The following is a 20989-nucleotide window of genomic DNA, read 5'->3' as shown; positions in this document are numbered from 1 at the left end:
CGCCGCTCCTACAACACGCGCCCGGTTCCACTAGCGGCTCCACTCAATATGGTTACGGCCGACCTACGCCTCACGGTCCCCAATTGGTGCAGAATCGAACCACCCCAACGGAGAGCCGCCATGAACTTTCCCGAGAAAATCTGGCACAACGGTACGATCAAGCCATGGGCGGAAGCCACCACGCATGTCATGGCGCATGCCATCCATTACGGCTCTTCGGTTTTCGAGGGCATCCGTGCCTATGAGACACCGCAGGGTACTGCGATCTTCCGGCTGACCGACCACATCAAGCGCCTGTTCCAGTCAGCCAAGATCTACGACATCGATATTCCCTACACGCTGGACGAAATCAACGCCGCCTGCCGTGAAGTCGTTCGCGTCAACGGCTTGACCAAAGCCTATCTGCGGCCGGTCGCCTTCCGCGGCTACGGTGGCATCGGCATCGCCGCCGACACGCCGATCGATGTCGCGGTGGCCGCCATGGCTTTCGGGCGCTATCTGGGCGAAGACGGCATGGAGAACGGCATCGACGCCTGCGTTTCCAGCTGGCAACGCTTCGCGCCCAATACACTACCGGCGGGTGCGAAGGCAGGCGGCAACTATCTCTCCGGCCAATTGGTGACCCGCGAGGCGAGGCGCCATGGTTATGGCGAAGGCATCGCGTTGGCGTCGACAGGATTGCTGAGCGAGGGCGCGGGCGAAAACCTGTTCCTGGTGTTCGACGGCGAACTGCACACGACACCGGCAAGTGCGTCGATCCTTACCGGTATCACCCGCAATTCGATCATCCGCCTGGCTCGCGACGAAGGCATCTCCGTAGTGGAGCGAGACATCCCGCGGGAATACCTGTACCTGTGCGACGAACTGATGATGTGCGGCACGGCGGCGGAAATCACGCCATTGCGATCGGTCGATGGCAAACCCGTCGGCACCGGTAAACCCGGGCCGGTCACCAAGCGAATCCAGCAGCTGTTCTTCGGTCTGTTCGACGGCAGCACGGAGGATCGTTATGGCTGGTTGGAGTAGCTCCCCCCTACCCGGCGTATCGCTCGCATTGCAGGTTCGATCGAGCGGCTTGTCGTAGAGCCGAGCTTGCTCGGCTGCTCTTCGATCCTGCCTGGGAAACGCGAAAGCGAAAGCGAAAGCAAAAGCAAAAGCAAAAAGCAGCGGAGCGAGCTCCGCTCTACGAAAGCACCTTCAAACGGCTATTCCCTATTGTTTGCCGTTGCGACGGCCTCATCGCTGTCGTCACGGTGAGGATGCGGGGCGCGGCGCAAACCGCAGTGTGGCGATCACTCCTTTCTCTTCGCCAGGACGCACGCCGACCTGCCAGCCATATAGATCACAAAGCCGGCTGACGATCGACAGACCAATGCCGCCGCCTTGCGAGTGGCCGGCATGAGTGCCGCGATAGCCGCGTTCGAACAAGCGTGCCGCATCTTCGGGGCTTAAACCTGGACCCGAATCGATGACTTCCACGCTGTCGGGCAACAGCTTCACCACGACGTCGCCTTCCAGGGTGTACTTCACCGCGTTGCCAATCAGATTGCCCAAGGCAACCGACAGAGCGGCCTCAGGCGCATCGACCCTCAACCCACTTTCGCCTTCCACCCGCAGCGTCAGCGGCTTGCCACCGAGTTGCGCACGGTGCGCATCCAGCAACTGTTCGGCCACTTTTGCGACATCGGTGTTGCCGTGACCACGCTCGCTACGCGACAGCAGCAACAGCGCGCTGATCAGGTCGGTGCATTGCTGTTCGGCGCGTTGGATACGCAGGATGCGCGTCTTGGTTTTTTCATCCAGGTCCGGCCGCGACAACAGCAACTCCACCGAACCGCGAATGATGGCCAACGGCGTGCGTAGTTCGTGGCTGACGTCGGCGTTGAATTCGCGGTCACGTTGCACGACCTCGGTCAGGCGATCTGAATAATCATCCAACGCCTCGGCCAACTGGCCGACCTCGTCCTCCGGAAAGTGTGGCGCCAGCGGTTGCGGATCACTGCTGCCACGATAGGCACGCAGACGCGCCGCAAGATCCGACACCGGACTCATCACCCGGGATGCCGCCCACCAACCGACCACGAGAGATAGCAAGCTGAAAAAAAGGACGGAGATATAAATCGCCCTGATGAATTGTTCCTGCCCCTTGGCCGTTTGCGAAATGTCATAGGCAAGAAAAAACCATTCCGTCGGAGTTTTTCGCACCGCCAGCTTGTAGATGAAAGGGTCGCCCGATTCGTTTACGCCTGAAACGTTGTGATTGCCGTTGGGAAGCTCAGCCCACTCAGGTCGTTCCTCACGGACACGGTCGAATTTGTCCGGGGTGAACACATAGGCCCGTATTTGCTGGACGGGCAGATCGGGGCTGGTGCCTGGATCGCTGTAGTACCGCCGGGCGAACTCGTCGATATTGCGATTCATCACGTCTTCGACCAGTTGGTTCTCGACTCGCTCGCGAGTGAAATCGGTCAAATACGCGAACAGCGCCGTCAATCCCGTACCGAACAGGAGGAAGGACAGGATGATGCGGGTGCGTAGCCGGCGGCGGAATCTGACCGCTCGCCGGCTCCGTTTAGGTGGATCAGCTGCTGGCATCGGGCGCAGCGATGCGGTAACCGATCCCATGGCGGGTCTGGATGTAAGGATTGTCGAACGGCTTGTCCACGACGGCGCGCAGACCGTGGATATGCACCCGCAGCGAATCGGAGTCCGGCAGCTCTTCGCCCCAGACCCGCGTTTCCAGTTCCTGGCGAGTCACCACCGCCGGCGACGCTTCCATCAACGCTTGCAGAATTTTCAGTGCGGTGGGGTTGAGCTGGAGCAGCTTGCCCTGCCGGCGCACTTCCAACGTGTCCAGGTTGTATTCCAACTCACCGACTTCCAACACTCGTGTCTGCACGCCTTTGCCTCGGCGAGACAGCGCATTGAGCCGGACTTCGACTTCCTGCAACGCGAACGGCTTGATCAGGTAATCATCGGCACCGGAATCGAATCCGGCTAGCTTGTTGTCCAATGAATCACGCGCCGTCAGCATCAGCACCGGCGTCTGCTTGCGCGCTTCGTTGCGAAGCTTGCGGCAGACCTCCAGCCCGTCCATGCCAGGAAGGTTCAGATCCAACACGATAGCGTCAAACTCATGGACTACCGCCAGATGCAGGCCGGTAACGCCATCAGCGGCGAAATCCACGGTATGGCCCCGCTCTTCCAAGTAGTCGCCGATGTTGGCGGCGATGTCGCTGTTGTCTTCTATGACCAGGATGCGCATCAGGCATCAGCCTCCTTTATTGTAGGTGCCCGTTGGATTGCGACGCATCGCATCCTGTGCGTCCTGCGCCTCGCGGCGCCGTTCGGCAACGGTTTTGCACTGAGTGGTGGTTCGCAGAGAACCGATCATTGTTTCTCGCCGACGGATCAGTCGGCTTCCGGCGGCTGCCTGACCGAATATCTGATTGACGAGATTCTGCTCGTTCAACAATTTGGTCTGCTCAGCGTTATTCAAGATACCGCCTCCACGGTGACCGCTACTGCGATCATCACCACTGCGAGGGTCAACCGGTACATGTGCTGCGCCTTGTCATGAGGAAAGAGGGAGGGATGAATGTAGCCAGCCCCGCTCATAGCAGCAAGTGTCACTTGAGAGCGCAAAAAACGAGGCCCAAGCGGGTGGTCACCCGCTTGGGCCAAACTAATGCCCCGATTACCGTAATCCTGTGCTTTCCAGATAACACCACTGGGAGGAACGCAGAGCTGCGGTCCGGACAAGGCTACGCGGTTTTCGATTAAACGACTGTTAAAGGCGATGTTAAATATGTGTGAAGCAGGGGCAGGGGCCAGGGAGGAGCGAAGAGCCTAGATCCGGCTCGGCCTTTGGCCTTTGGCCTCTGACCTCTGGTCCCTGACCTCCTGGCCTATTCAGACTTCGCCGCCACGTACTCGATAATCCGGCCAGCCACATCCGCATTGCAGACGGCTTCTATGCCTTCCAATCCTGGGGTCGAATTGACCTCCAGCACCATAGGACCTCGCCGGGAGCGGATCAGGTCCACGCCGGCCACCCTCAGACCCAGGACTTCGGCGGCCCTGATCGCCATCGATTTTTCGTCCTGAGTGGCTTCCACTGGCTCCGCGGTCCCACCCCGGTGCAGGTTGGAACGGAAATCCCCTTCGGGCGCCTGTCGCCGCATGGTCGCCACGACTTGGTTACCGACCACGAAGCAACGCAGGTCGGCACCCTCCGCCTCGCCGATGAATTCCTGCACCACGAAATTGGCATACAGACCGCGCAGCGCCTCCACCACGCCACGCGATGCGGACAACTTCTCCGTCAGCATGACGCCCGCGCCCTGAGTGCCTTCGTTGAGTTTGATCACGTGTGGCGGCGGCCCCAGCATGGACAGCAAGTCGGCCGTGTCGTCGGGGTTGTCGCCAAAAACGGTCACCGGCAAACCAATCCCTTGCGCGGCAAGCAGCTGGTGCGCGCGCAGCTTGTCGCGCGCGCGCAGGATGGCGTCCGACGGATTAGGCGTGTAACTGCCCATCATCTCGAACTGGCGCAGCACGGCCGTTCCGTAACGGGTAACCGATGCGCCGATCCGCGGAATCACCGCGTCGTAGCCGCCGACCGGCTTGCCCTTGTAGTGCACGGTGAAGCCTTCCGACGAAATACGCATGTAGCAGCGCAGCGGATCCAGCACTCGCACGCTGTGTCCGCGTTCACGCGCCGCTTCCACCAGCCGCCGGGTCGAATAGAGTTTGCTGTTGCGCGAAAGGACAGCCAGTTTCATGGTCGTGGGCGGCGGATCGTTGGCCGATAGCATGGCACGCCCATGCGGCCGCGCGATGACGGACGAAACGGCAGCAGGCAGACGGAGAAGATGGAGCGGGTGAAGGGAATCGAACCCTCGTCAGTAGCTTGGGAAGCTACAGCTCTACCATTGAGCTACACCCGCGCGACGGCGACGAGTCTATGTCGGCGCCCCGCTCCAGTGCAATGCGGCACCGTAATTCAGGCGCCGCATTGCAGGAAACCACAAATCAGAAGCCGCCGCTGAGCGTGACGAATGCGGTGGTGTTCGTGCCGCCTTCCTGATTGACGGTGGTGCTGACGCCGAGGTCGGCGGCCAGCCCAAACAACTGGCTCTTGGCACCCAGTACTACGGTCCCGTAGTTGCGGTCCACCTCCAGGCCTGGCACCGCATAAGGCTGGGTGCCAGGCAGCGACTGCAGCTGGCCGAAGACTTCCGTAGCCGCTTCTTCGAACTCGTGGTCGTAGGTCATCCGCGCGTACGGGCGCAGATGATCGGTGATGGTGTAGGTGGCCTGCCAACCCACGCTGCCGATCAGCGAGTCGAAATCCTGATCCGGGTACGCCAAAGCGGTGGAACTGGCATTGTTCTCAGCATAGCCATCCAACTTGATTCGCTGCGCCAGCACGCTGGCGACAGGTCCATGGCGCAGCCCGCCCTCACCCATCTCGAAGCCTGCACTCAGACCGACGCTTAGATTGCTGCCGTCCGGCGATCCGCTGTGGCGACGAGTGACGTTACCCAGCTGGACTTCGCGATCGACATCGTAGGAAATCCAGCTATAGCTGACCTGGGCGTTGGCCCATGCGCTTTCGCCGTACCAGCCAGCGAAACCGCCCAGCGTGGCGTCCGATTCGTCGAAGCTACCGCCCCGGCGGCCGAAATCGTACTCGTTGCGGCCATACCCGCCGAAGCCGCCGAACACGAACGCGCCACGCGACCAGTCCACACCGAACGTACCCACCGGACCCGCGCCGTCGTAGACATTGCCATGCCCGTAACGCAGGAAGTCGCCGCGCAGGTCGCCCCACCAGCGCATGCCATCGGCTTCCGGCTGGCCATCCACGTGGGCGAAGACGCGTTCGGCACGCGCGCGGCCGTGCACCGAAGCCGTATACGGCAACAGCGCGATCTGGCGAGGACCTTCCATAACCGAGACCGCATAGTCGGCCAGAATCCCGTGCGCCTTGGACGAGGGATGCACGCCATCGGCGAAGGCATAAGTATCCGGGGCATTGGGCGTGGCGTAGTTCAGCGGACTGCAAGTCAGCGACGAGGCCGTGAGCTGCGGGCTGCACGCGGTGCCGGTCACGTTGCCGAACCCGTAATCCGCCGGACTGGCCACGATTTCCTGCAACAGATGGAAGGTATCCAGCGGAATAACGCGCAAACCGGCGCTATTCAAACCCGCGTACAGCGCGTTGTTATAAGTGTCTGCTAACTGGGTTGCTGTGGCGGACGCCACCGCGCCCTGCGCGCGGAACGCAGGCGTTGCACCCAGGTCCGGCACCGTCGGCACCAGCACGTAGCGCGCTCCCGCATTCTGCAATGCCCCTACAGCACCCACCTGCGCGGTGACCGCACCGGTGATGGTGGCTTGCGCCGGGGCGCCTGCGGCCACGGCGAACAGATCGTTGGCGCCGCCCCACACCGTATAGAGCGCATTGGCATCGGCGCGACCGCCGGTGCTGGTCAGGTAGCTGGTGACCTGGCTGGCGACGGAAGGGATAGGCCCAAGCGCACCGCTGGAATTGGTACCCACCCGGGCGCCACCCACCGCATAGTTGGTGCCGCCCTGGTTAGCGCTGATCGCACCTCCGCCGTAATACTCGGCCATGTATTCGGACCAGACCAGGCCGGGGTTGGTGGTGAAGCGGCCCAGGATGGCCGCCGACGGACCGACTGCCTGCACTAATGCCGGCCGGAAATGGCCGGAATCGGACAGACTGTCGCCGAAAAAGACGGTTTGCGAGTACGTAGTGCTCTGCGCCAGCGCAGGCGCCGCGGCAACGGCCAGCGCGACCGCCAGCAACGAGCGGACAGGCGATTTGGAAAGCTTCATGGATTCTCCGGGGCTAATGAGGATTTATAGAAGAAAATGACGTCGTGCAAACGCGCGCCGGATTCTGCCGTACGGCTGCGCATGGCGCGCATCGTTTCATCAAGTCCGGGGCCGTTCACGCTGCACCGCCGCATCGCCTGGACCCCAGCGGCGAGCAAGGCGGCTCTGCGACGAAATGCTCGATCCGTTCCATCTGCATGACCATTTCGCCTACACAAAGACATGCACGCTCGGCAGCGACCGGCGACAATATCCGCATGGAAATCCAATTGAACGGGCAAGACCGCCCTCTTGACGCCGACAGCACCATTACCGTGCTGCTGCTTGCCGAAGGCTTGGCCGAACGCCGTGTGGCGGTGGAGGTGAATGGCGAAATCATTCCCCGGGGCCAACACGCCACCCATGTATTGCAGCCAGGTGATCGTGTGGAAATCGTCCACGCGCTGGGCGGCGGATAAACCGGTCGCGCAATAAGTCAGTCCGCCATCTCCCAAGATCGCAATCGATGCCCGCGGCCCTGAATGGGCAAACATCGGCGATAATCCCGGCATGCCCCACACTCATCCGACCGACCCGCTCATTATTGCGGGCAAGACCTATCGTTCCCGCCTGCTGACCGGCACCGGAAAATTCAAGGATTTCGAGGAAACACGCCTGGCGACCGACGCCGCCGGCGCCGAAATCGTCACCGTCGCCATCCGCCGCACCAATCTGGGCCAATCGCCCAACGAGCCCAACCTGCTCGACGTGCTGCCGCCGGATCGCTACACGATTCTTCCCAACACCGCCGGCTGCTATACCGCCGAAGATGCCGTGCGCACCTGCCGCCTGGCACGCGAGCTGTTGGATGGCCACAAACTGGTCAAGCTGGAAGTGCTGGGCGATCAGAAAACCCTGTATCCCGATGTCGTGCAGACCCTCGTTGCCGCCGAAAAGCTGGTCGCCGATGGTTTCGACGTCATGGTCTACACCAGCGACGATCCCATCCTGGCCCGCAAGTTGGAGGAGATCGGATGCGTGGCGGTGATGCCGCTGGCGGCGCCGATCGGATCGGGCCTGGGTATCCAGAACCGGTACAACCTGCTGGAAATCATCGAAAACGCCAAGGTACCGGTGCTGGTCGACGCTGGCGTGGGCACCGCATCCGATGCGGCCATCGCGATGGAGCTGGGCTGCGATGGCGTACTGATGAACACCGCCATCGCCGGCGCGAAGAATCCGATCCTGATGGCCAGCGCCATGCGCAAGGCGGTCGAGGCCGGGCGCGAAGCGTTCCTCGCCGGACGCATCCCGCGCAGGCGCAACGCGTCCGCCTCCAGTCCCATCGACGGACTGATCGGCTAAGTCCCCGATGACCGACCCTTTCTCCAGCTCCGGCGCCAAAACTCCGCCCAAGCCCTTCACGGTGGAAGAAGGCCGCCGCCAGATACGCAGCTTCGTGCTGCGGCAGGGTCGCTTCACCGAGGCCCAGCAGCGCGCCTTCGAGACCTTGTGGCCGCGATATGGGCTGGATTACGAGGGGAAGCCGCGCGACTACGACACGGTGTTCGGCCGCCAGGCGCCGCGCGTGCTCGAGATCGGCTTCGGCAATGGCGAAGCGCTCCGCTACGCCGTGGCCAACGATACCGCGCGCGACTATATCGGCATCGAAGTGCACGCGCCTGGTGTGGGCCGGCTGTTGAACGCCTTGGCCGAGGACGGCAGCGACCATGTCCGCCTGTATCACCACGACGCTGTCGAAGTGCTGCTCAACGAAGTACCCGACGGCGCGTTGGATGAAGTGCGCATCTACTTCCCCGATCCGTGGCACAAGAAACGCCACAACAAGCGTCGCCTGATTCAACCCGAATTCGCCACTTTGCTGGCGGCCAAGTTGCGCAGCGGCGGCCGCTTGCACGCGGCGACCGACTGGCGGGACTATGCCGAGCAGATGTGGGACGTGTTGGACGCCACGCCTGGCCTGATCAATCGCGCGGGACCGCGTGGCCATGTACCGCGCCCGGCTTGGCGCCCGCAAACGCATTTCGAAACCCGTGGCCAAAAGCTGGGTCATGGCGTGTGGGACCTGCTCTATGACCGGGAATCGGGAATAGGGATTAAGGAATCGGAGAAGCAACTGCCTCCGCCTTCCGGGTAGCGCCCATACACATTCGCCCGCTTTTGCTATCCCGCTTTTGCCACTCCCCATTCCCGACTCCCGGCTCCCCGCCCTCATGGAAAACGCGCTAACGCTGACCAACGACATGAAGCTCGTTCTCGGGCTGGTCGTGTTCACGATGGCGATGTTCCTGTTCGAACGCATCCGCGGCGATCTGGTGGCCTTGGTGGTGCTGGTGGTGCTGGGCGTCACCGGCTTGATCGCACCGGAAGAAATCTTCGGCGGGTTTTCCGGTAACGCGGTCATGAGCATCATCGCCACCATGATCCTGGGCGCGGGCCTGGACCGCACGGGTGCGTTGAACCGGTTGGCGTCGTGGCTGCTGCGGCGTGGACACGGCATCGAGCAGCGGCTGATGCTGATGACCGCCGCCATCGCCGGCCTCAATTCGTCGTTCATGCAGAACCCATCGGTGATGGCGCTTTACCTGCCCGTCGCCTCACGCCTGTCTTCGCGCACCGGGCTGTCGCTGCAACGGCTGCTGTTTCCCATTTCCGCGGCGATCGTGATGGGCGGCGCGCTGACCATGGTCGGCAATTCGCCGCTGATCCTGTTGAACGATCTGTTGGTATCAGCCAACAACAACCTGCCTTCAGGCATGGCCACGCTGGAGCCGCTGCGCATGTTCGCGCCGCTGCCGATCGGCGTGACACTGCTGGCGGCATCGTTGCTGTACTTCCGCTTCTACGGCGACAAGAAGCTCAAGGACGAGGCTGAGACTTCCGTAACGCCGGCACGCACCGAGAGCTATTTCGCCAATACCTATGGCATCGAAGGCGATGTGTTCGAGCTGGTGGTTTCAGCGGAGAGTCCACTGGTGGGCATGTCGCTGGGCGAAGCCGAAGCGTTGCATGACGCCCCGTTGATGCTGGCACTGCAGACGGGCAACGACACGCGGTTGGCGCCGCCAGCCGACATGCGTATCTGGGTGGGCAGCGTGCTGGGCGTGATGGGCCCGCGCCAGCAGGTGCACGACTTCGCGCAGAACCAGTTCCTGCGTATGTCCTCGCGGCTGCGCCACTTCGGCGACTTGTTCAATCCCAGCCGCGCCGGCATTTCCGAAGCCGTGGTGCCGCCGACTTCCAAATTCATCGGCAAGACCGCCGCCGATCTGCGCCTGCGCAAACAGTCTGGTATCAGCCTGCTGGCGATCAATCGCGACAAGAAGGTGATGCGCGATGACGTGCGCGAGGTGCCGCTGCGCGCCGGCGACATGCTGGTGTTCCATAGCATCTGGCAGGACCTGCGCCAGGCTGCGGAGAGCCGCGACTTCGTGGTGGTGACCGACTACCCGAAGGGTGAGCAACGCCCGCATAAGTTCAAGATCGCCATGAGCATCTTCGCCATCACCATCGTCATTGCGCTGACTTCAAAGCTGCCGGTGTCGCTGACGCTGATGACCGGCGTGGCCGGCATGCTGCTGACCGGCGTGCTGCGGATGGACGAGGCGTATGCGGCGATCAACTGGAAAACCGTGTTTCTGATGGCCGGGCTGATTCCGCTGGGTTGGGCGATGGACAGTAGCGGCGCGGCGGCCTGGGTCGCCGGGCATACGGTGGAGCGGCTGCCGGAGGGCATCCCTGTCTGGGCGCTGGAAATCGCCATCGCGCTGCTGACCACCGCGTTCTCGCTGGTGATCAGCCACGTAGGCGCCACCATCGTGATGGTGCCAATGGCGATCAACCTGGCCTTGGCGGCGGGTGGCAACCCCACCGCATTCGCATTGATCGTGGCGCTGTCGGCGTCCAACAACCTGATGACCGCCTCCAACCCGGTTATCTCGATGGTGACCGGGCCGGCAAACTACAACTCCAGGCAACTCTGGCGCGTGGGTGCGCCACTTTCGCTGATCTATACGCTGGTGGTGGTGGCTGCGGTCAACGCGCTGTTCTGGTTCAACGGGCGAGCCGGTTGAACACGGCACCTGCGTCGATCTCTTTATCGTTGAAGGTGCTGCCGGGCACCTTCGCCGTCGTTCGCCTGAACCCTGATGACGCGTTGCCGTCTTGGTTCCAACCCAAAGGTTTTCGCACGGCGTCGTGGACAGCCGAAGAGTTGTCGATCCTCTGCGAACAATCGATGGTGCCGGCGGACGTATCGGCAGAACGCGATTGGTGCTGCCTGATGTTGCAGGGCCCGTTCCCCTTTCAATTGACCGGCATTTTGCTGTCCGTGCTGGCGCCGTTGGCGGACGCCGGCATCGGCATCTTTGCCTTGTCGACCTTCGATACCGACTATGTGCTGGTGAAGGAAACCGCGTTGGAATCAGCGTTGGATGCATTGCGGCGTAGCGGGCACTGCATCGCCGAAACGTAGAACTGCTTTGCCGCGCTTCTCGTAGAGCGGAGCTGCGCCTCGCGATAGCATCGGGTCAGTAGCAATGAAGCCGTCGCAACGGGCCATCGATAACGAATAACCTGAAGGCGCTTGTCGTAGAGCGGAGCTTGCTCCGCTGCTCCTTGTTCGATGTGCACGGACCCAAGAGCAGCCGAGCAAGCTCGGCTCTACGAGAGGCAGAGCCTTCTTCCACCCGCCCTACGCCAGTCGTACCTCACCCTCAACAACAGTCACGGCCACCGCTCGCAGCGAATCGCCCCTGCAGGGCCCCGCCACGCATACGCCACCACCAAGCTCGAACGATGCGCCGTGCGCAGCGCAGATCAGATGACCTTCCTTGCTTTTCAAGAACTTACCGGGCGCCCAGTCCAGCCGCCGTCCGGCGTGCGGACAAACGTTAAGCCAAGCACGGACGCTCTGGCCCTGCCGAAACAGCAATAAAGACTCGGCATCGCCATCGATCACCGCTTCGACTTCGGCGAATCCGCCGTCTTCCAGATGATCGAATGTGATCAGCGGCGCACCGTTTAACGAAGTTCTCACACCGTCATCTTTTCGTCATCCGATACTGGCGCACCGGTTCCAACCCCATTTTGGCACGACCCGATCCGATGTCCGCATACTTCCACTTCAACAACTTCCGTTCCGCCTTTGCTCCGCGCAAACCGCGTCACCCGCTATTGCGCCTGGCTTTTGGCTTGTTGGGATTGGCGGTGCTTTGCGTGCTGGTGTTTTTCAGCGTCTTTGTCGGCGCCGCGATGATCGCGGGCGGCCTGCTATACAAACTGCTGCGTCAGCGCGGCAAGCCCGTCGCCCGTGACGCGCGCGTGGTGGACGGCGAGTACCGTGTGATCCGCAAGCCGGCGATGCCACTGTCGCGATAAACTGGCCGGCCTCTTCGCCAGCCAGCCTCCGGCTTAGTGCCGGGAACCATGACCGATATCGTTCCTGCTCCCCAGACGCCGCGCGTACCCGTTCGTGGCGGCGGCACCTTTCCGGTTCGCCGCATCTTCTGCGTCGGCCGCAATTTCGCCGATCACGCCAAGGAAATGGGCGCCGCGGCGCCGGCGTCCAAAGCCGAACGCGGTCAGCCCGTATTCTTCCATAAGCCTGCCGATGCGATCGTCATCAATGGCGCCGATGTGCCCTACCCGTCCGCCACCCAGGACCTGCATCATGAGGTCGAACTGGTCGTGGCGCTGGGCACAGATGCGCCGCCCGGGGTACTGGACCACGCTCAGGCCCAGGCACTGGTGATCGCCTATGGCGTGGGACTGGACCTGACCCGTCGCGATCTGCAAGCCGCGGCGAAAGCCAAAGGGCTGCCGTGGGATACCGGTAAAGGTTTCGATCATTCCGCGCCCATCAGCGAATTGGTGTTGGCCGAACATGTGGGCGATCTGGCCTCGCGCTCACTGACGCTCGATATCAATGGCACTCGGCGCCAACAGGGATCGCTCGCCGACCTGATCTGGGACGTGCCGGACATCGTGCACGAGTTGTCGAAACTATATGCGCTGCGCGCGGGCGACCTGGTGTTCATGGGTACGCCGGCTGGCGTCGGCCCGTTGGTGGCGGGCGATCATTTCGTCGCCGCGCTGGAAGGCGTCGCCGAGTTGAAGGGCGCCATCGTCGCCAGTTGAATTCTGAGTCACGCTATATACCGGTGCCGGCCTCACAACTAAAGCATCAGACGCGGATCAACACGGATGAGCACGGATAAAAGCGCATATTCGTTTTGATCCGCTTTTTATCAGCGTTGATCCGTGTCAAAAAACGCATTTTCCAGCCGCGACCGACGCCTTCCGACATTCTCACGCTATAGTTTCCGCCGGTGGCGTGTCAGCGCCGTAATTGAGGAATACAGCATGGGCATGATCAGCGAGTTCAAGGAATTCGTTTCGCGCGGCAATGTCGTGGACCTGGCGGTGGGCGTGGTGATTGGCGCCGCCTTCGGCAAGATCGTCAGCAGCTTGGTCGATGGCTTGGTGATGCCCACGGTCGGCTTGCTGACCGGCGGAGTGAAATTCAGCGATCTGGCGATCACCTTGCGGGAGGCGCAGATCGATGCGGCGGGCAAGGAGATCGTGCCGGCGCTACTGCTCAAGTACGGCGCGTTCCTGCAGACGCTCATCGACTTCCTGCTGATCGCCCTGGTGATTTTCCTGTTCCTGAAAGCGTACAACCGCGTGCGGACACCCGCGCCGGCCGCGGCCACGCCCGAAGACGTGCTGCTGTTGCGCGAGATCCGCGATTCGCTGAAGAAGTAGAACGCTGAAGTGGACTTTACGGGGTAGCCGGAACCACCCGCCTCCACTAAGCTCGGCGCTTCTTCTTTCACGGGAATTCGCATGCGCCTTGTACCGCTTCTGCTCGCCCTTGGCCTGACTGGCACCGCATTCGCCGCCGAGCGCGAAACCCGTATCCCCGAAGCGGCAGTGACCGCCGCCGCGCAACTGCGTGAGCAGGCATTGGCGGACAACACCGGCTGGAATGTAGTGGAATCGCTCACGACTGAAATCGGCCCACGCTTGGCTGGCAGCGAGGCCGATGCGCGAGCGGTGGCCTGGGCCCAGGCCAAGTTCAAAGCGCTGGGTTTCGATAAGGTGTGGATCGAGCCGGTGACTTTCCCCAAGTGGGAACGGCGTGGTGAAATCGCCTCGGTCCTCGGCGCTTACGCGCAACCACTGACGATCACCGCGCTGGGCGGCAGTCCCGCAGGTACCGTCGAAGGTGAAGTGGTGCACTTTGCCGATCTGGCCGCGCTCGAAGCCGCACCGGAAGGTTCGTTGACCGGCAAGATCGCGTTCGTGGATTACCAGATGAAAGCCGCACGCGACGGCAGCGATTACCGCAACGGCGGCGCGACCCGTTCGAAAGGTCCGTCGGCCGCGATCCGCAAAGGCGCTGCCGGTTTCCTGATGCGCTCGGCCGGTACCGATTCCCACCGCCTGCCGCACACCGGCATCACCCGTTTTGATGAAGGCCTGACGCCAGTACCATCGGCGGCGCTGTCGGTGCCCGATGCCAATCAGTTGGCGCGGCTGGCGGCGCGCGGCCCCACGAGCATCCGCATGGCGCTGGATTGCGGCTGGGATGGCCAGGCGACTTCGTACAACGTCATTGGCGAAATCACCGGACGTACCAAGCCCGACGAAGTGGTGCTGATCGGTGCGCACTTGGATTCGTGGGACCTGGGTACAGGCGCGGTCGACGACGGCGCGGGCGTGGCCATCACCATGGCTGCGGGTCACTTGATCGGAAAGATGAAGCAGCCGCCCGAGCGCAGCATTCGCGTGGTCGCCTTCGCCAATGAGGAACAGGGCCTGCACGGCGGCATAGCGTACGCAGCCAAACACATGGGCGACCTTCGCAAACACCAGCTCGGCGCGGAAAGCGACTTCGGTGCCGGACGTATCTACGCATTCAACACCGGCGCCCCTGCGCACGCCCGCGCCGCTACGGAACAGATCGCAAAGGCGTTGGCACCGCTCGGCATCGAGTATGCGCCGGATCAAGGCGGCGCCGGTCCGGACATCAGCCCGTTCTCCGCCAAGGGCCTCACCTGGGGCTGGCTGGCGCAGGACGGCAGCGACTACTTCGACCTGCACCACACCGCCGACGATACGTTGGACAAGATCGATCCCAAGGCGCTGGCACAGAACGTCGCCGCCTATGCGGTCTTCGCTTATCTCGTGGCGGAAGCCGATGGCGATTTCGGCAGCGCCCCCAGGGCGGACGCGGCGGCGAGCGAGTAAGCTAAGTGGCTGTTGCGCCGCAGCTGTGCGGCGCAAAGCCCACCACGGACCCGAAAGGTCAAGATGCCCAAGCGCAAACGCCCAGCCGGCGGCGCGGTGACGATCCTGGATGTCGCCAAGCATGCCGGCGTATCTCCGATGACCGCCTCCCGCGTCATCAACGAGAATCCCAATGTTGGCCAGGCAATGCGCGAGCGGGTACTGGCGTCGGTCAAGACGCTGGGCTATCGGCCGAATCTCGCGGGGCGTTCCCTGCGCACCTCCAGCACCGCGCGTATCGGCGTGCTCTACAGCAATCCCAGCGCCGCGTATTTGAATCAATTCATGCTGGGCATCCTGGAACAAAGCAGCTTGAGCGGAAGCCAGGTGCTGATCGAAAAATGCAGCGGCATCCGTAGCCAGCGCGCCGCGACGCAGCGTTTGCTGGATGCGGGCGTGGATGGGGTGATCCTGCCGCCGCCGTTGTGCGACTCGCCGCAAACGCTGCAAGAACTGGATGCCTTGGATATTCCAACGATCGCCGTGGCGACCGGGGCGCCATTGGAAGATGTTACCTCGGTGCGTATCGACGACTACCAGGGCGCCCGCGCCATGACGCGTTATCTGCTGGAGCTGGGGCATCGTGACATCGGCTTCATCAAGGGCGACCCCAAGCACACACCGACTGCTCTGCGTACAAAGGCGTTTTTCGACACCATGGCCGAAGCCGGCATCGAAGTTCCCGCGGAGTATGTTGCGCAAGGCATGTTCACCTACCGCTCCGGACTGACGGCTGCTTCGCAGCTGCTCAATCTCAAACGCCGCCCCACCGCCATTTTCTCCAGCAACGACGACATGGCGGCGGCGGCCATGGCGGTGGCTCATGGCATGGGCTTGCGGATACCCGAAGACCTGACGGTGGTCGGTTTCGACGATACGCCGGTGGCGACCACGGTCTGGCCGGAACTGACCACTATTCACCAGCCCGTCACGGCAATGGGCCGTGCCGCGGTTTCGCTGATGCTCGAAGACATCCGCCGCAAGCGTAATGGCCGCTCCAAGAACCCTGTTCACCAGGTGATGAAGTACACCCTGGTCAAGCGGCAGTCGTCGGCATCGCCACGCCGGAAGTGACCTGATCCACTAGGCCTGCCGTCTTGCGGCATGTGCTGTTAATAGGGCCGTGGTAACCTTACCACGCCTAGTGAGAAGGGCTCTGGACGAGGGCCGGCTCCGTGGGCCATCCTCTATTTTTCGGAGCAACGACATGGCGTTACGCCAGCAACCCGACGACGTGCAACATCCCGATTTCCGCTCGCGGGAGTTCCTGCTTGAGCATGTCGCCAGCACCATGCGTTTCTATCACCCGCATTGCATCGATCCTAACGGCGGCTTCTTTCATTTCTTCCGTGACGATGGCGAAATCTATGATCGCCACACTCGCCACTTGGTCAGCAGCACGCGCTTCGTCTTCAACTACTCGATGGCCTACCAAGCATTTGGCGGCGACGAGTATCGAGCCGCGGTGGCGCATGGCATCACGTTCCTGCGCGATGCTCACCGTGATCCCGCCACCGGCGGCTATACCTGGCTATTGCGAGACGGCGAAAAAGTCGACACCACCAATCACTGCTATGGATTGGCCTTTGTTGCCCTGGCCTACGCCAAGGCGGTAGAAGCAGGTTTCTCCGATGCGACTGCGTATCTGGAAGAAACCTGGAACCTGATGGAAAAGCATTTCTGGGAACCGCAGCACGGCCTGTATGCCGACGAGGCGGATGCGAACTGGAACCTGTCCGACTACCGCGGACAGAACGCCAACATGCATGCATGCGAAGCATGGCTGGCCGCTTACGAAGCCACGCGCGATCCTCGCTATCTGGAGCGCGCCGCGCTGCTCGCGGACAACATGGTCAATCGCCAGGCAGCGCTGTCCGGCGGACTGGTCTGGGAACACTACCGCAGCGACTGGAGTGTGGACTGGGAGTACAACTTCGGCGACCGCACCAATATTTTCCGGCCCTGGGGCTATCAGCCTGGCCATCAGACCGAATGGGCGAAGCTGCTGTTGATTCTCGACCGTCATGCGCCGGCGGATTGGCATCTGCCGCGCGCGCGCGAACTGTTCGACCGAGCACTCGCGTTGTCCTGGGATGAAGAGTACGGCGGCATGGTCTACGGCAACGATCGCGAAGGCCGCTTCTACGATGAGGACAAATACTTCTGGGTGCAGGCCGAATCGCTGGCTACCGCCGCGTTACTCGCCGACCGTACCGGAGACACTCGTTACTGGGATTGGTATGAGCGCTTGTGGGATTACAGCTGGCGTCATTTTGTCGATCACCGTTACGGCGCGTGGTACCGCATCCTGCATCGCGACAACAGCAAGTACAGCGACGAGAAAAGCCCCGCGGGCAAAACCGACTACCACACGATGGGTGCGTGCTACGAAGTGCTGAAGGTGGTTTGATTCCCGGCTCATAGCCGCAGCTCAAATCGTTTGGCGAGGCAGGTTTTGATTTTGAAGATGCTTTAGCGCTGGCGCGGATAGCCCATCGGGCCTGGTGGTTTACGCGCCTGCCGCGGGCGTCACTTGTTCTTTGCACGAGCAAAGAAAAGTGACGCCCGCTGCAAGCGCGTGAACCGTCAGCTCCGACGAGCTAACCGCGCCAGCGCCGTGACCTCAAAAACTAGAGCCTGCCGCATCCACCAATGCCGAAAACCACAACACAACAACAAAACGGCTGCGCCCAGCGTAAGCCGTGACGCAGCCAAAATGGGAGGGACTGCTAATCGCCGGGAAATTCCCCGGCAAAACTATGCAGTGAATCACCTCGCCTCTTCCAGAAACATGCAGAAGAGACGAGGTTTGAAACCACGGTCAGAAGCGGAAGCGAACACCCACGTAATAGCGACGCTCGAAGATATTCTGGTCGAAGTAGTGGTTGCTCCACTGCGCGTAGCGACGTTCGTTCTCGCCGGTCAGGTTCACGCCTTGCGCATACACGGTGAAGTTGTCGGTAATGTCGTAGCTGACCGACGCATCCAGATAGCCGACCTCATCATTCCAGACCGCCAGCGGGTCGCCCCACGCCGCGGTGTTCAAGCGAGCGAAGCGCTTGCTGCGCCAGTTGTAGGCTACGCGTGCCTGCAACTTGTCCTTCTGGTACCAGAGGATGGCGTTGGCCTGGTGCTTGGAGTTGTCTGGAATCGGCAAGCTGTTGCCATCGATATCCTCACCGCCGCTGTCCGCATCCGAGTAGGTGTAGTTGAGATTGGCACCGAAGCCGCTCCACCAGCCTGGCAGGAAGTCGAAGGATTGCTGATAGCCGACTTCGAAACCTTTGATGGTGCCGCCGCCGCCGTTGATGATGCGCTCCACTGGACCGCCTGCGCGGACCACGCCGTCGCCGTCGGGTAGCGGTTCGATCTGGGTGATGCTCGTCGGGAACGACTCTACGTCGATCAGGAACACACCGACATTGAACAGAGAGGCGTCATCGAAATACCACTCATAGGACATGTTGTAGTTGCTGGCGCGGTAGGGCTCCAGCTCCGGGTTGCCGGAACGGCCATTGAGGAAGATTGCCGCGTCGTCCGGCAACTCCGGATACCGGCCGCTGTTCGCGGAATAAAACACCACCAGCCCTCGGCCAAGATCCGGCAGATCCTGGCGCGCGACCGCCTTGTTGTAGGCGAAGCGGATCTTCTGCTCATCGGAAATATCGAACGCGATATTCGCCGAAGGCAGCACGTCGGTGTATTCGTTGACGATGCGATTGACGCCCAGGATGGGATTGACGCCGTTCCAGTTGTGGCTGCCGATGAAGACATCGTCCCGCACTTGATACTGGTCGATCAGCAGCTTTGTCTGCACCACCCGCACACCCAGGTTCGCCTGCCAGGGAATGCCGTTGTTCCCGGTGTCGCCCCCCAGGTTCGCCATGAAGTAAGCCGATGAGTTCTTCTCCGTGACCTTGTACGAATCCGGCGCGTGCGTGTATGCGACGTTGCCCGGATACAGGCTGTTGAGGTATCCGACCGGATCCTTCATCACGTTCGGATCGATCGCCGGCAGGCCGTTGCTGCCCAGGCCATTGACGGTGAGCGGATCGAAATCGTTGAAATAGGTCCAATAGCTGGGAATGGATTCGTACGGCAGCAGGCGCGCTTCGGAAAAGCCGGTGCAGGTGTCGGTGATCAAGGGATCCTTGTAGTAGTAGAGCGCCAGATTGGGGTCGGAACATGGCCCGGGCGATACCGGGGACAAGTAGCGATAGGCGTCGTATTGGAAGTCGCGCTCACCATGGCGGGCACCGAACTGGAGCGAACGCACCACGCCATCCTGGAACTCGAACACGCCGTCGGCGCGGAACGCATCGAGATTGGCCTCTATCTTGTTGCCCTGCGCCCAGGTCGACATCAACTGCCAGTTCGCGGGATCGGATACATCAGTGAGCATGTCCACGCGCGGATATTCCCCGCGAAAGTCGACCGATGCGGTCACCGTCTCCAATCCGTTGGCATTCGCCCACTGCGTGGTGCCGTCGGAGCGCGTGATTTCATTGCCGCGGGTCGCCACGGAATCCGCACGGGCTTCCTCGTACTGCCGCTCGGATTTGCCGTGCACCCAACGCAGCGAACCGCGGAAGGGACCGCCGTTGTCGAAGCGCAGCTCCAGATTGGTGTTGAGCGCCTCGGACTCACTTGTGCTTGCGAACGAATGCGCTTGGAACCGGTCGTATATGAACGTGCCTTGGTTCAGCACGCCATTCGCGTCCACGTTTGCACCGGGCTGCAGCTGGTTTGTCTGCCAGCCCGTATGCAGCTGGGCTGCGACGGAGGTCTCCAGGTTGTCCAGCTTGGTATACGCCGCGTCGGCCAGCAGCGTTACCGAGTCAGTGAAGTTGAACTGGAACGAGCCATTCAGACCGGTGCGCTCGCGTTGTGTCTTGCGGTTTTCCAGCTCGGTCGCCACCGCGTTGTAGAAGTACTGCCGCGGCCGGGTTTGGGGGCTGGTGTCGCACTCAGGGCTGCCGTCATCATTGAATCCGCCGGTGCCGAGCCGCCCATCGCCGTTGAAGTCGAAGCCTACGTCGCACTCGGTCGATTTTTGCGCACCGTTGCTGAATACGCTCGGCCGCTTGTTCTCCAGCGTCGCATCGGAATATGACACCGCTAGCAATCCGCCCCAGCGTTCATTCCGGTAACTGGCCAATGCGGAATAAAGTTCGTTCACTTCCTCGACCCGGTCCCCGTACGAGCCTTCCGCCTGACCACTGAACGTCCAGCCTTCCGGCAGATCGAATGGGCGGCGCGTGCGCAAAGAAATCGTGCCGCTGATTCCGCCATCCAGATCGGCGGCGGTCTGCGACTTGATCACGTCAACGCCACTGAACAGCGTCGGTGGAATATCGACGAAATCCGGCTGGGCGCGACCGATGTTCGGCTGATTCCACTCATCGCCGCCGCCGGCACTCAGGTACAACTCGCCATTCATCGTGGTCTGCACCTGGGGCATGCCACGGATGTTGACCTGCGAACCCTCGCCGGCCGAACGCCGGATCTGCACGCCGGTCACGCGCTGCAGAGAATCGGTGATGGTGACGTCGGGCAATTTGCCGATGTCTTCGGCGGAGATCGAGTCGACGATCTGCGCCGCATCGCGCTTGGTATTGATAGCCTCGGCCTGCGCCGCGCGCACGCCTCGTACGACGACTTTATCGAGTTCGGTGACGGGATCGGCCGTCGCCGGTGCCTGTTCCGTCGTGGTTTGCGCCAATGCCGGAACGGCCATCAGCAGTGCTGCCGCAATGGACACGGCAAGTGGTGTAACGCGATCGATCGAAAGCGAGTTCTTCATCTTCCCCTCCCAGGGTGATATCCAATC

At 61.9% G+C, this 20989-nt stretch carries 19 protein-coding genes and 1 tRNA gene; 12 read left to right on the top strand and 8 right to left on the bottom strand.

What is annotated here, in order from left to right; all coding sequences use genetic code 11:
• Window positions 1–120 precede the first annotated feature (120 nt).
• Window positions 121–1026, top strand: a complete 906-nt coding sequence (locus AB6O04_RS00555; RefSeq protein WP_368561659.1) for a branched-chain amino acid transaminase — start codon at window positions 121–123, stop codon at window positions 1024–1026.
• A 222-nt stretch (window positions 1027–1248) separates the two neighbouring features.
• Here AB6O04_RS00555 and AB6O04_RS00550 read toward each other — a convergent pair whose 3' ends face one another.
• The 6 genes from AB6O04_RS00550 to AB6O04_RS00525 all read right to left on the bottom strand — a co-directional run bounded on the left by AB6O04_RS00550 (window position 1249) and on the right by AB6O04_RS00525 (window position 6834).
• Window positions 1249–2595: a sensor histidine kinase gene (locus AB6O04_RS00550; protein ID WP_368561743.1), complete on the bottom strand. Its 1347-nt coding sequence runs from the start codon at window positions 2593–2595 to the stop codon at window positions 1249–1251.
• A complete protein-coding gene (locus tag AB6O04_RS00545) occupies window positions 2582–3265 on the bottom strand; it encodes a response regulator transcription factor (RefSeq protein WP_368561658.1) in 684 nt (227 codons plus the stop codon). The genes AB6O04_RS00550 and AB6O04_RS00545 overlap by 14 nt, the downstream gene beginning before the upstream one ends.
• 6 nt (window positions 3266–3271) lie before the next feature.
• Window positions 3272–3499, bottom strand: a complete 228-nt coding sequence (locus tag AB6O04_RS00540) for a hypothetical protein (protein ID WP_368561657.1) — start codon at window positions 3497–3499, stop codon at window positions 3272–3274.
• Window positions 3500–3908: 409 nt separating this feature from the next.
• Window positions 3909–4784, bottom strand: a complete 876-nt coding sequence (rimK, locus tag AB6O04_RS00535) for a 30S ribosomal protein S6--L-glutamate ligase (protein WP_368561742.1) — start codon at window positions 4782–4784, stop codon at window positions 3909–3911.
• A gap of 91 nt (window positions 4785–4875) precedes the next feature.
• Window positions 4876–4949: transfer RNA gene (locus AB6O04_RS00530), tRNA-Gly, on the bottom strand.
• An 85-nt stretch (window positions 4950–5034) separates the two neighbouring features.
• On the bottom strand, window positions 5035–6834 hold the full coding sequence (locus AB6O04_RS00525) for an autotransporter domain-containing protein (RefSeq protein WP_368561741.1): 1800 nt from the start codon (window positions 6832–6834) through the stop codon (window positions 5035–5037).
• Between the two features lie 290 nt (window positions 6835–7124).
• On the opposite strand from AB6O04_RS00525, the gene thiS reads away from it, so the two are divergent.
• The 5 genes from thiS to AB6O04_RS00500 all read left to right on the top strand — a co-directional run bounded on the left by thiS (window position 7125) and on the right by AB6O04_RS00500 (window position 11341).
• On the top strand, window positions 7125–7325 hold the full coding sequence (gene thiS / locus AB6O04_RS00520) for a sulfur carrier protein ThiS (protein WP_368561656.1): 201 nt from the start codon (window positions 7125–7127) through the stop codon (window positions 7323–7325).
• 91 nt (window positions 7326–7416) lie between these two features.
• Window positions 7417–8211: a thiazole synthase gene (locus AB6O04_RS00515; protein ID WP_368561655.1), complete on the top strand. Its 795-nt coding sequence runs from the start codon at window positions 7417–7419 to the stop codon at window positions 8209–8211.
• Between the two features lie 7 nt (window positions 8212–8218).
• On the top strand, window positions 8219–9004 hold the full coding sequence (trmB, locus tag AB6O04_RS00510) for a tRNA (guanosine(46)-N7)-methyltransferase TrmB (protein WP_368561654.1): 786 nt from the start codon (window positions 8219–8221) through the stop codon (window positions 9002–9004).
• 76 nt (window positions 9005–9080) lie between these two features.
• The gene (locus tag AB6O04_RS00505) at window positions 9081–10940 is read left to right on the top strand and encodes an SLC13 family permease (protein ID WP_368561653.1); all 1860 of its coding nucleotides are present in this window, start codon (window positions 9081–9083) and stop codon (window positions 10938–10940) included.
• Complete coding sequence (locus tag AB6O04_RS00500) at window positions 10937–11341, top strand: ACT domain-containing protein (RefSeq protein WP_368561652.1); 405 nt, start codon at window positions 10937–10939, stop codon at window positions 11339–11341. The genes AB6O04_RS00505 and AB6O04_RS00500 overlap by 4 nt, the downstream gene beginning before the upstream one ends.
• 219 nt (window positions 11342–11560) lie before the next feature.
• On the opposite strand, the gene AB6O04_RS00495 is transcribed toward AB6O04_RS00500, so the two are convergent.
• Window positions 11561–11860, bottom strand: a complete 300-nt coding sequence (locus tag AB6O04_RS00495; protein ID WP_368561740.1) for a Rieske (2Fe-2S) protein — start codon at window positions 11858–11860, stop codon at window positions 11561–11563.
• Window positions 11861–11973: 113 nt separating this feature from the next.
• Between AB6O04_RS00495 and AB6O04_RS00490 the strand changes: the two genes are divergently transcribed.
• From AB6O04_RS00490 to AB6O04_RS00465, 6 genes are all read left to right on the top strand, one after another.
• Window positions 11974–12246 (top strand): hypothetical protein, encoded by a 273-nt coding sequence (locus AB6O04_RS00490; RefSeq protein ID WP_368561651.1) that lies wholly within the window; start codon window positions 11974–11976, stop codon window positions 12244–12246.
• A gap of 48 nt (window positions 12247–12294) precedes the next feature.
• On the top strand, window positions 12295–13005 hold the full coding sequence (locus AB6O04_RS00485; RefSeq protein ID WP_368561650.1) for a fumarylacetoacetate hydrolase family protein: 711 nt from the start codon (window positions 12295–12297) through the stop codon (window positions 13003–13005).
• 225 nt (window positions 13006–13230) lie between these two features.
• On the top strand, window positions 13231–13632 hold the full coding sequence (gene mscL, locus AB6O04_RS00480) for a large-conductance mechanosensitive channel protein MscL (RefSeq protein WP_368561649.1): 402 nt from the start codon (window positions 13231–13233) through the stop codon (window positions 13630–13632).
• A gap of 81 nt (window positions 13633–13713) precedes the next feature.
• Window positions 13714–15120, top strand: coding sequence for a M28 family peptidase (locus tag AB6O04_RS00475; protein ID WP_368561648.1), 1407 nt, complete (start codon window positions 13714–13716; stop codon window positions 15118–15120).
• A gap of 63 nt (window positions 15121–15183) precedes the next feature.
• Window positions 15184–16233, top strand: coding sequence for a LacI family DNA-binding transcriptional regulator (locus AB6O04_RS00470; protein WP_368561647.1), 1050 nt, complete (start codon window positions 15184–15186; stop codon window positions 16231–16233).
• 133 nt (window positions 16234–16366) lie between these two features.
• Window positions 16367–17569: an AGE family epimerase/isomerase gene (locus AB6O04_RS00465; RefSeq protein ID WP_368561646.1), complete on the top strand. Its 1203-nt coding sequence runs from the start codon at window positions 16367–16369 to the stop codon at window positions 17567–17569.
• A 411-nt stretch (window positions 17570–17980) separates the two neighbouring features.
• Here the strand turns inward: AB6O04_RS00465 and AB6O04_RS00460 are convergent, their stop codons facing one another.
• Complete coding sequence (locus AB6O04_RS00460; RefSeq protein WP_368561645.1) at window positions 17981–20962, bottom strand: TonB-dependent receptor; 2982 nt, start codon at window positions 20960–20962, stop codon at window positions 17981–17983.
• Window positions 20963–20989: the final 27 nt, after the last annotated feature.

Source organism: Pseudoxanthomonas sp. UTMC 1351 (assembly GCF_040948865.1).
Taxonomy (GTDB): Bacteria; Pseudomonadota; Gammaproteobacteria; order Xanthomonadales; family Xanthomonadaceae; genus Pseudoxanthomonas_A.
This window is presented reverse-complemented; position numbering and strand designations above follow the sequence as displayed.

Excerpts from the sequence above, each read along its gene's own strand:
- AB6O04_RS00555 (WP_368561659.1), top strand. The coding sequence starts at position 121 with ATGAACTTTCCCGAGAAAATCTGGCACAACGGTACGATCAAGCCATGG.
- AB6O04_RS00550 (WP_368561743.1), bottom strand. The coding sequence starts at position 2,595 with ATGCCAGCAGCTGATCCACCTAAACGGAGCCGGCGAGCGGTCAGATTC.
- AB6O04_RS00545 (WP_368561658.1), bottom strand. The coding sequence starts at position 3,265 with ATGCGCATCCTGGTCATAGAAGACAACAGCGACATCGCCGCCAACATC.
- rimK (WP_368561742.1), bottom strand. The coding sequence starts at position 4,784 with ATGAAACTGGCTGTCCTTTCGCGCAACAGCAAACTCTATTCGACCCGG.
- thiS (WP_368561656.1), top strand. The coding sequence starts at position 7,125 with ATGGAAATCCAATTGAACGGGCAAGACCGCCCTCTTGACGCCGACAGC.
- AB6O04_RS00515 (WP_368561655.1), top strand. The coding sequence starts at position 7,417 with ATGCCCCACACTCATCCGACCGACCCGCTCATTATTGCGGGCAAGACC.
- trmB (WP_368561654.1), top strand. The coding sequence starts at position 8,219 with ATGACCGACCCTTTCTCCAGCTCCGGCGCCAAAACTCCGCCCAAGCCC.
- AB6O04_RS00505 (WP_368561653.1), top strand. The coding sequence starts at position 9,081 with ATGGAAAACGCGCTAACGCTGACCAACGACATGAAGCTCGTTCTCGGG.
- AB6O04_RS00490 (WP_368561651.1), top strand. The coding sequence starts at position 11,974 with ATGTCCGCATACTTCCACTTCAACAACTTCCGTTCCGCCTTTGCTCCG.
- AB6O04_RS00485 (WP_368561650.1), top strand. The coding sequence starts at position 12,295 with ATGACCGATATCGTTCCTGCTCCCCAGACGCCGCGCGTACCCGTTCGT.
- mscL (WP_368561649.1), top strand. The coding sequence starts at position 13,231 with ATGGGCATGATCAGCGAGTTCAAGGAATTCGTTTCGCGCGGCAATGTC.
- AB6O04_RS00475 (WP_368561648.1), top strand. The coding sequence starts at position 13,714 with ATGCGCCTTGTACCGCTTCTGCTCGCCCTTGGCCTGACTGGCACCGCA.
- AB6O04_RS00470 (WP_368561647.1), top strand. The coding sequence starts at position 15,184 with ATGCCCAAGCGCAAACGCCCAGCCGGCGGCGCGGTGACGATCCTGGAT.
- AB6O04_RS00465 (WP_368561646.1), top strand. The coding sequence starts at position 16,367 with ATGGCGTTACGCCAGCAACCCGACGACGTGCAACATCCCGATTTCCGC.
- AB6O04_RS00460 (WP_368561645.1), bottom strand. The coding sequence starts at position 20,962 with ATGAAGAACTCGCTTTCGATCGATCGCGTTACACCACTTGCCGTGTCC.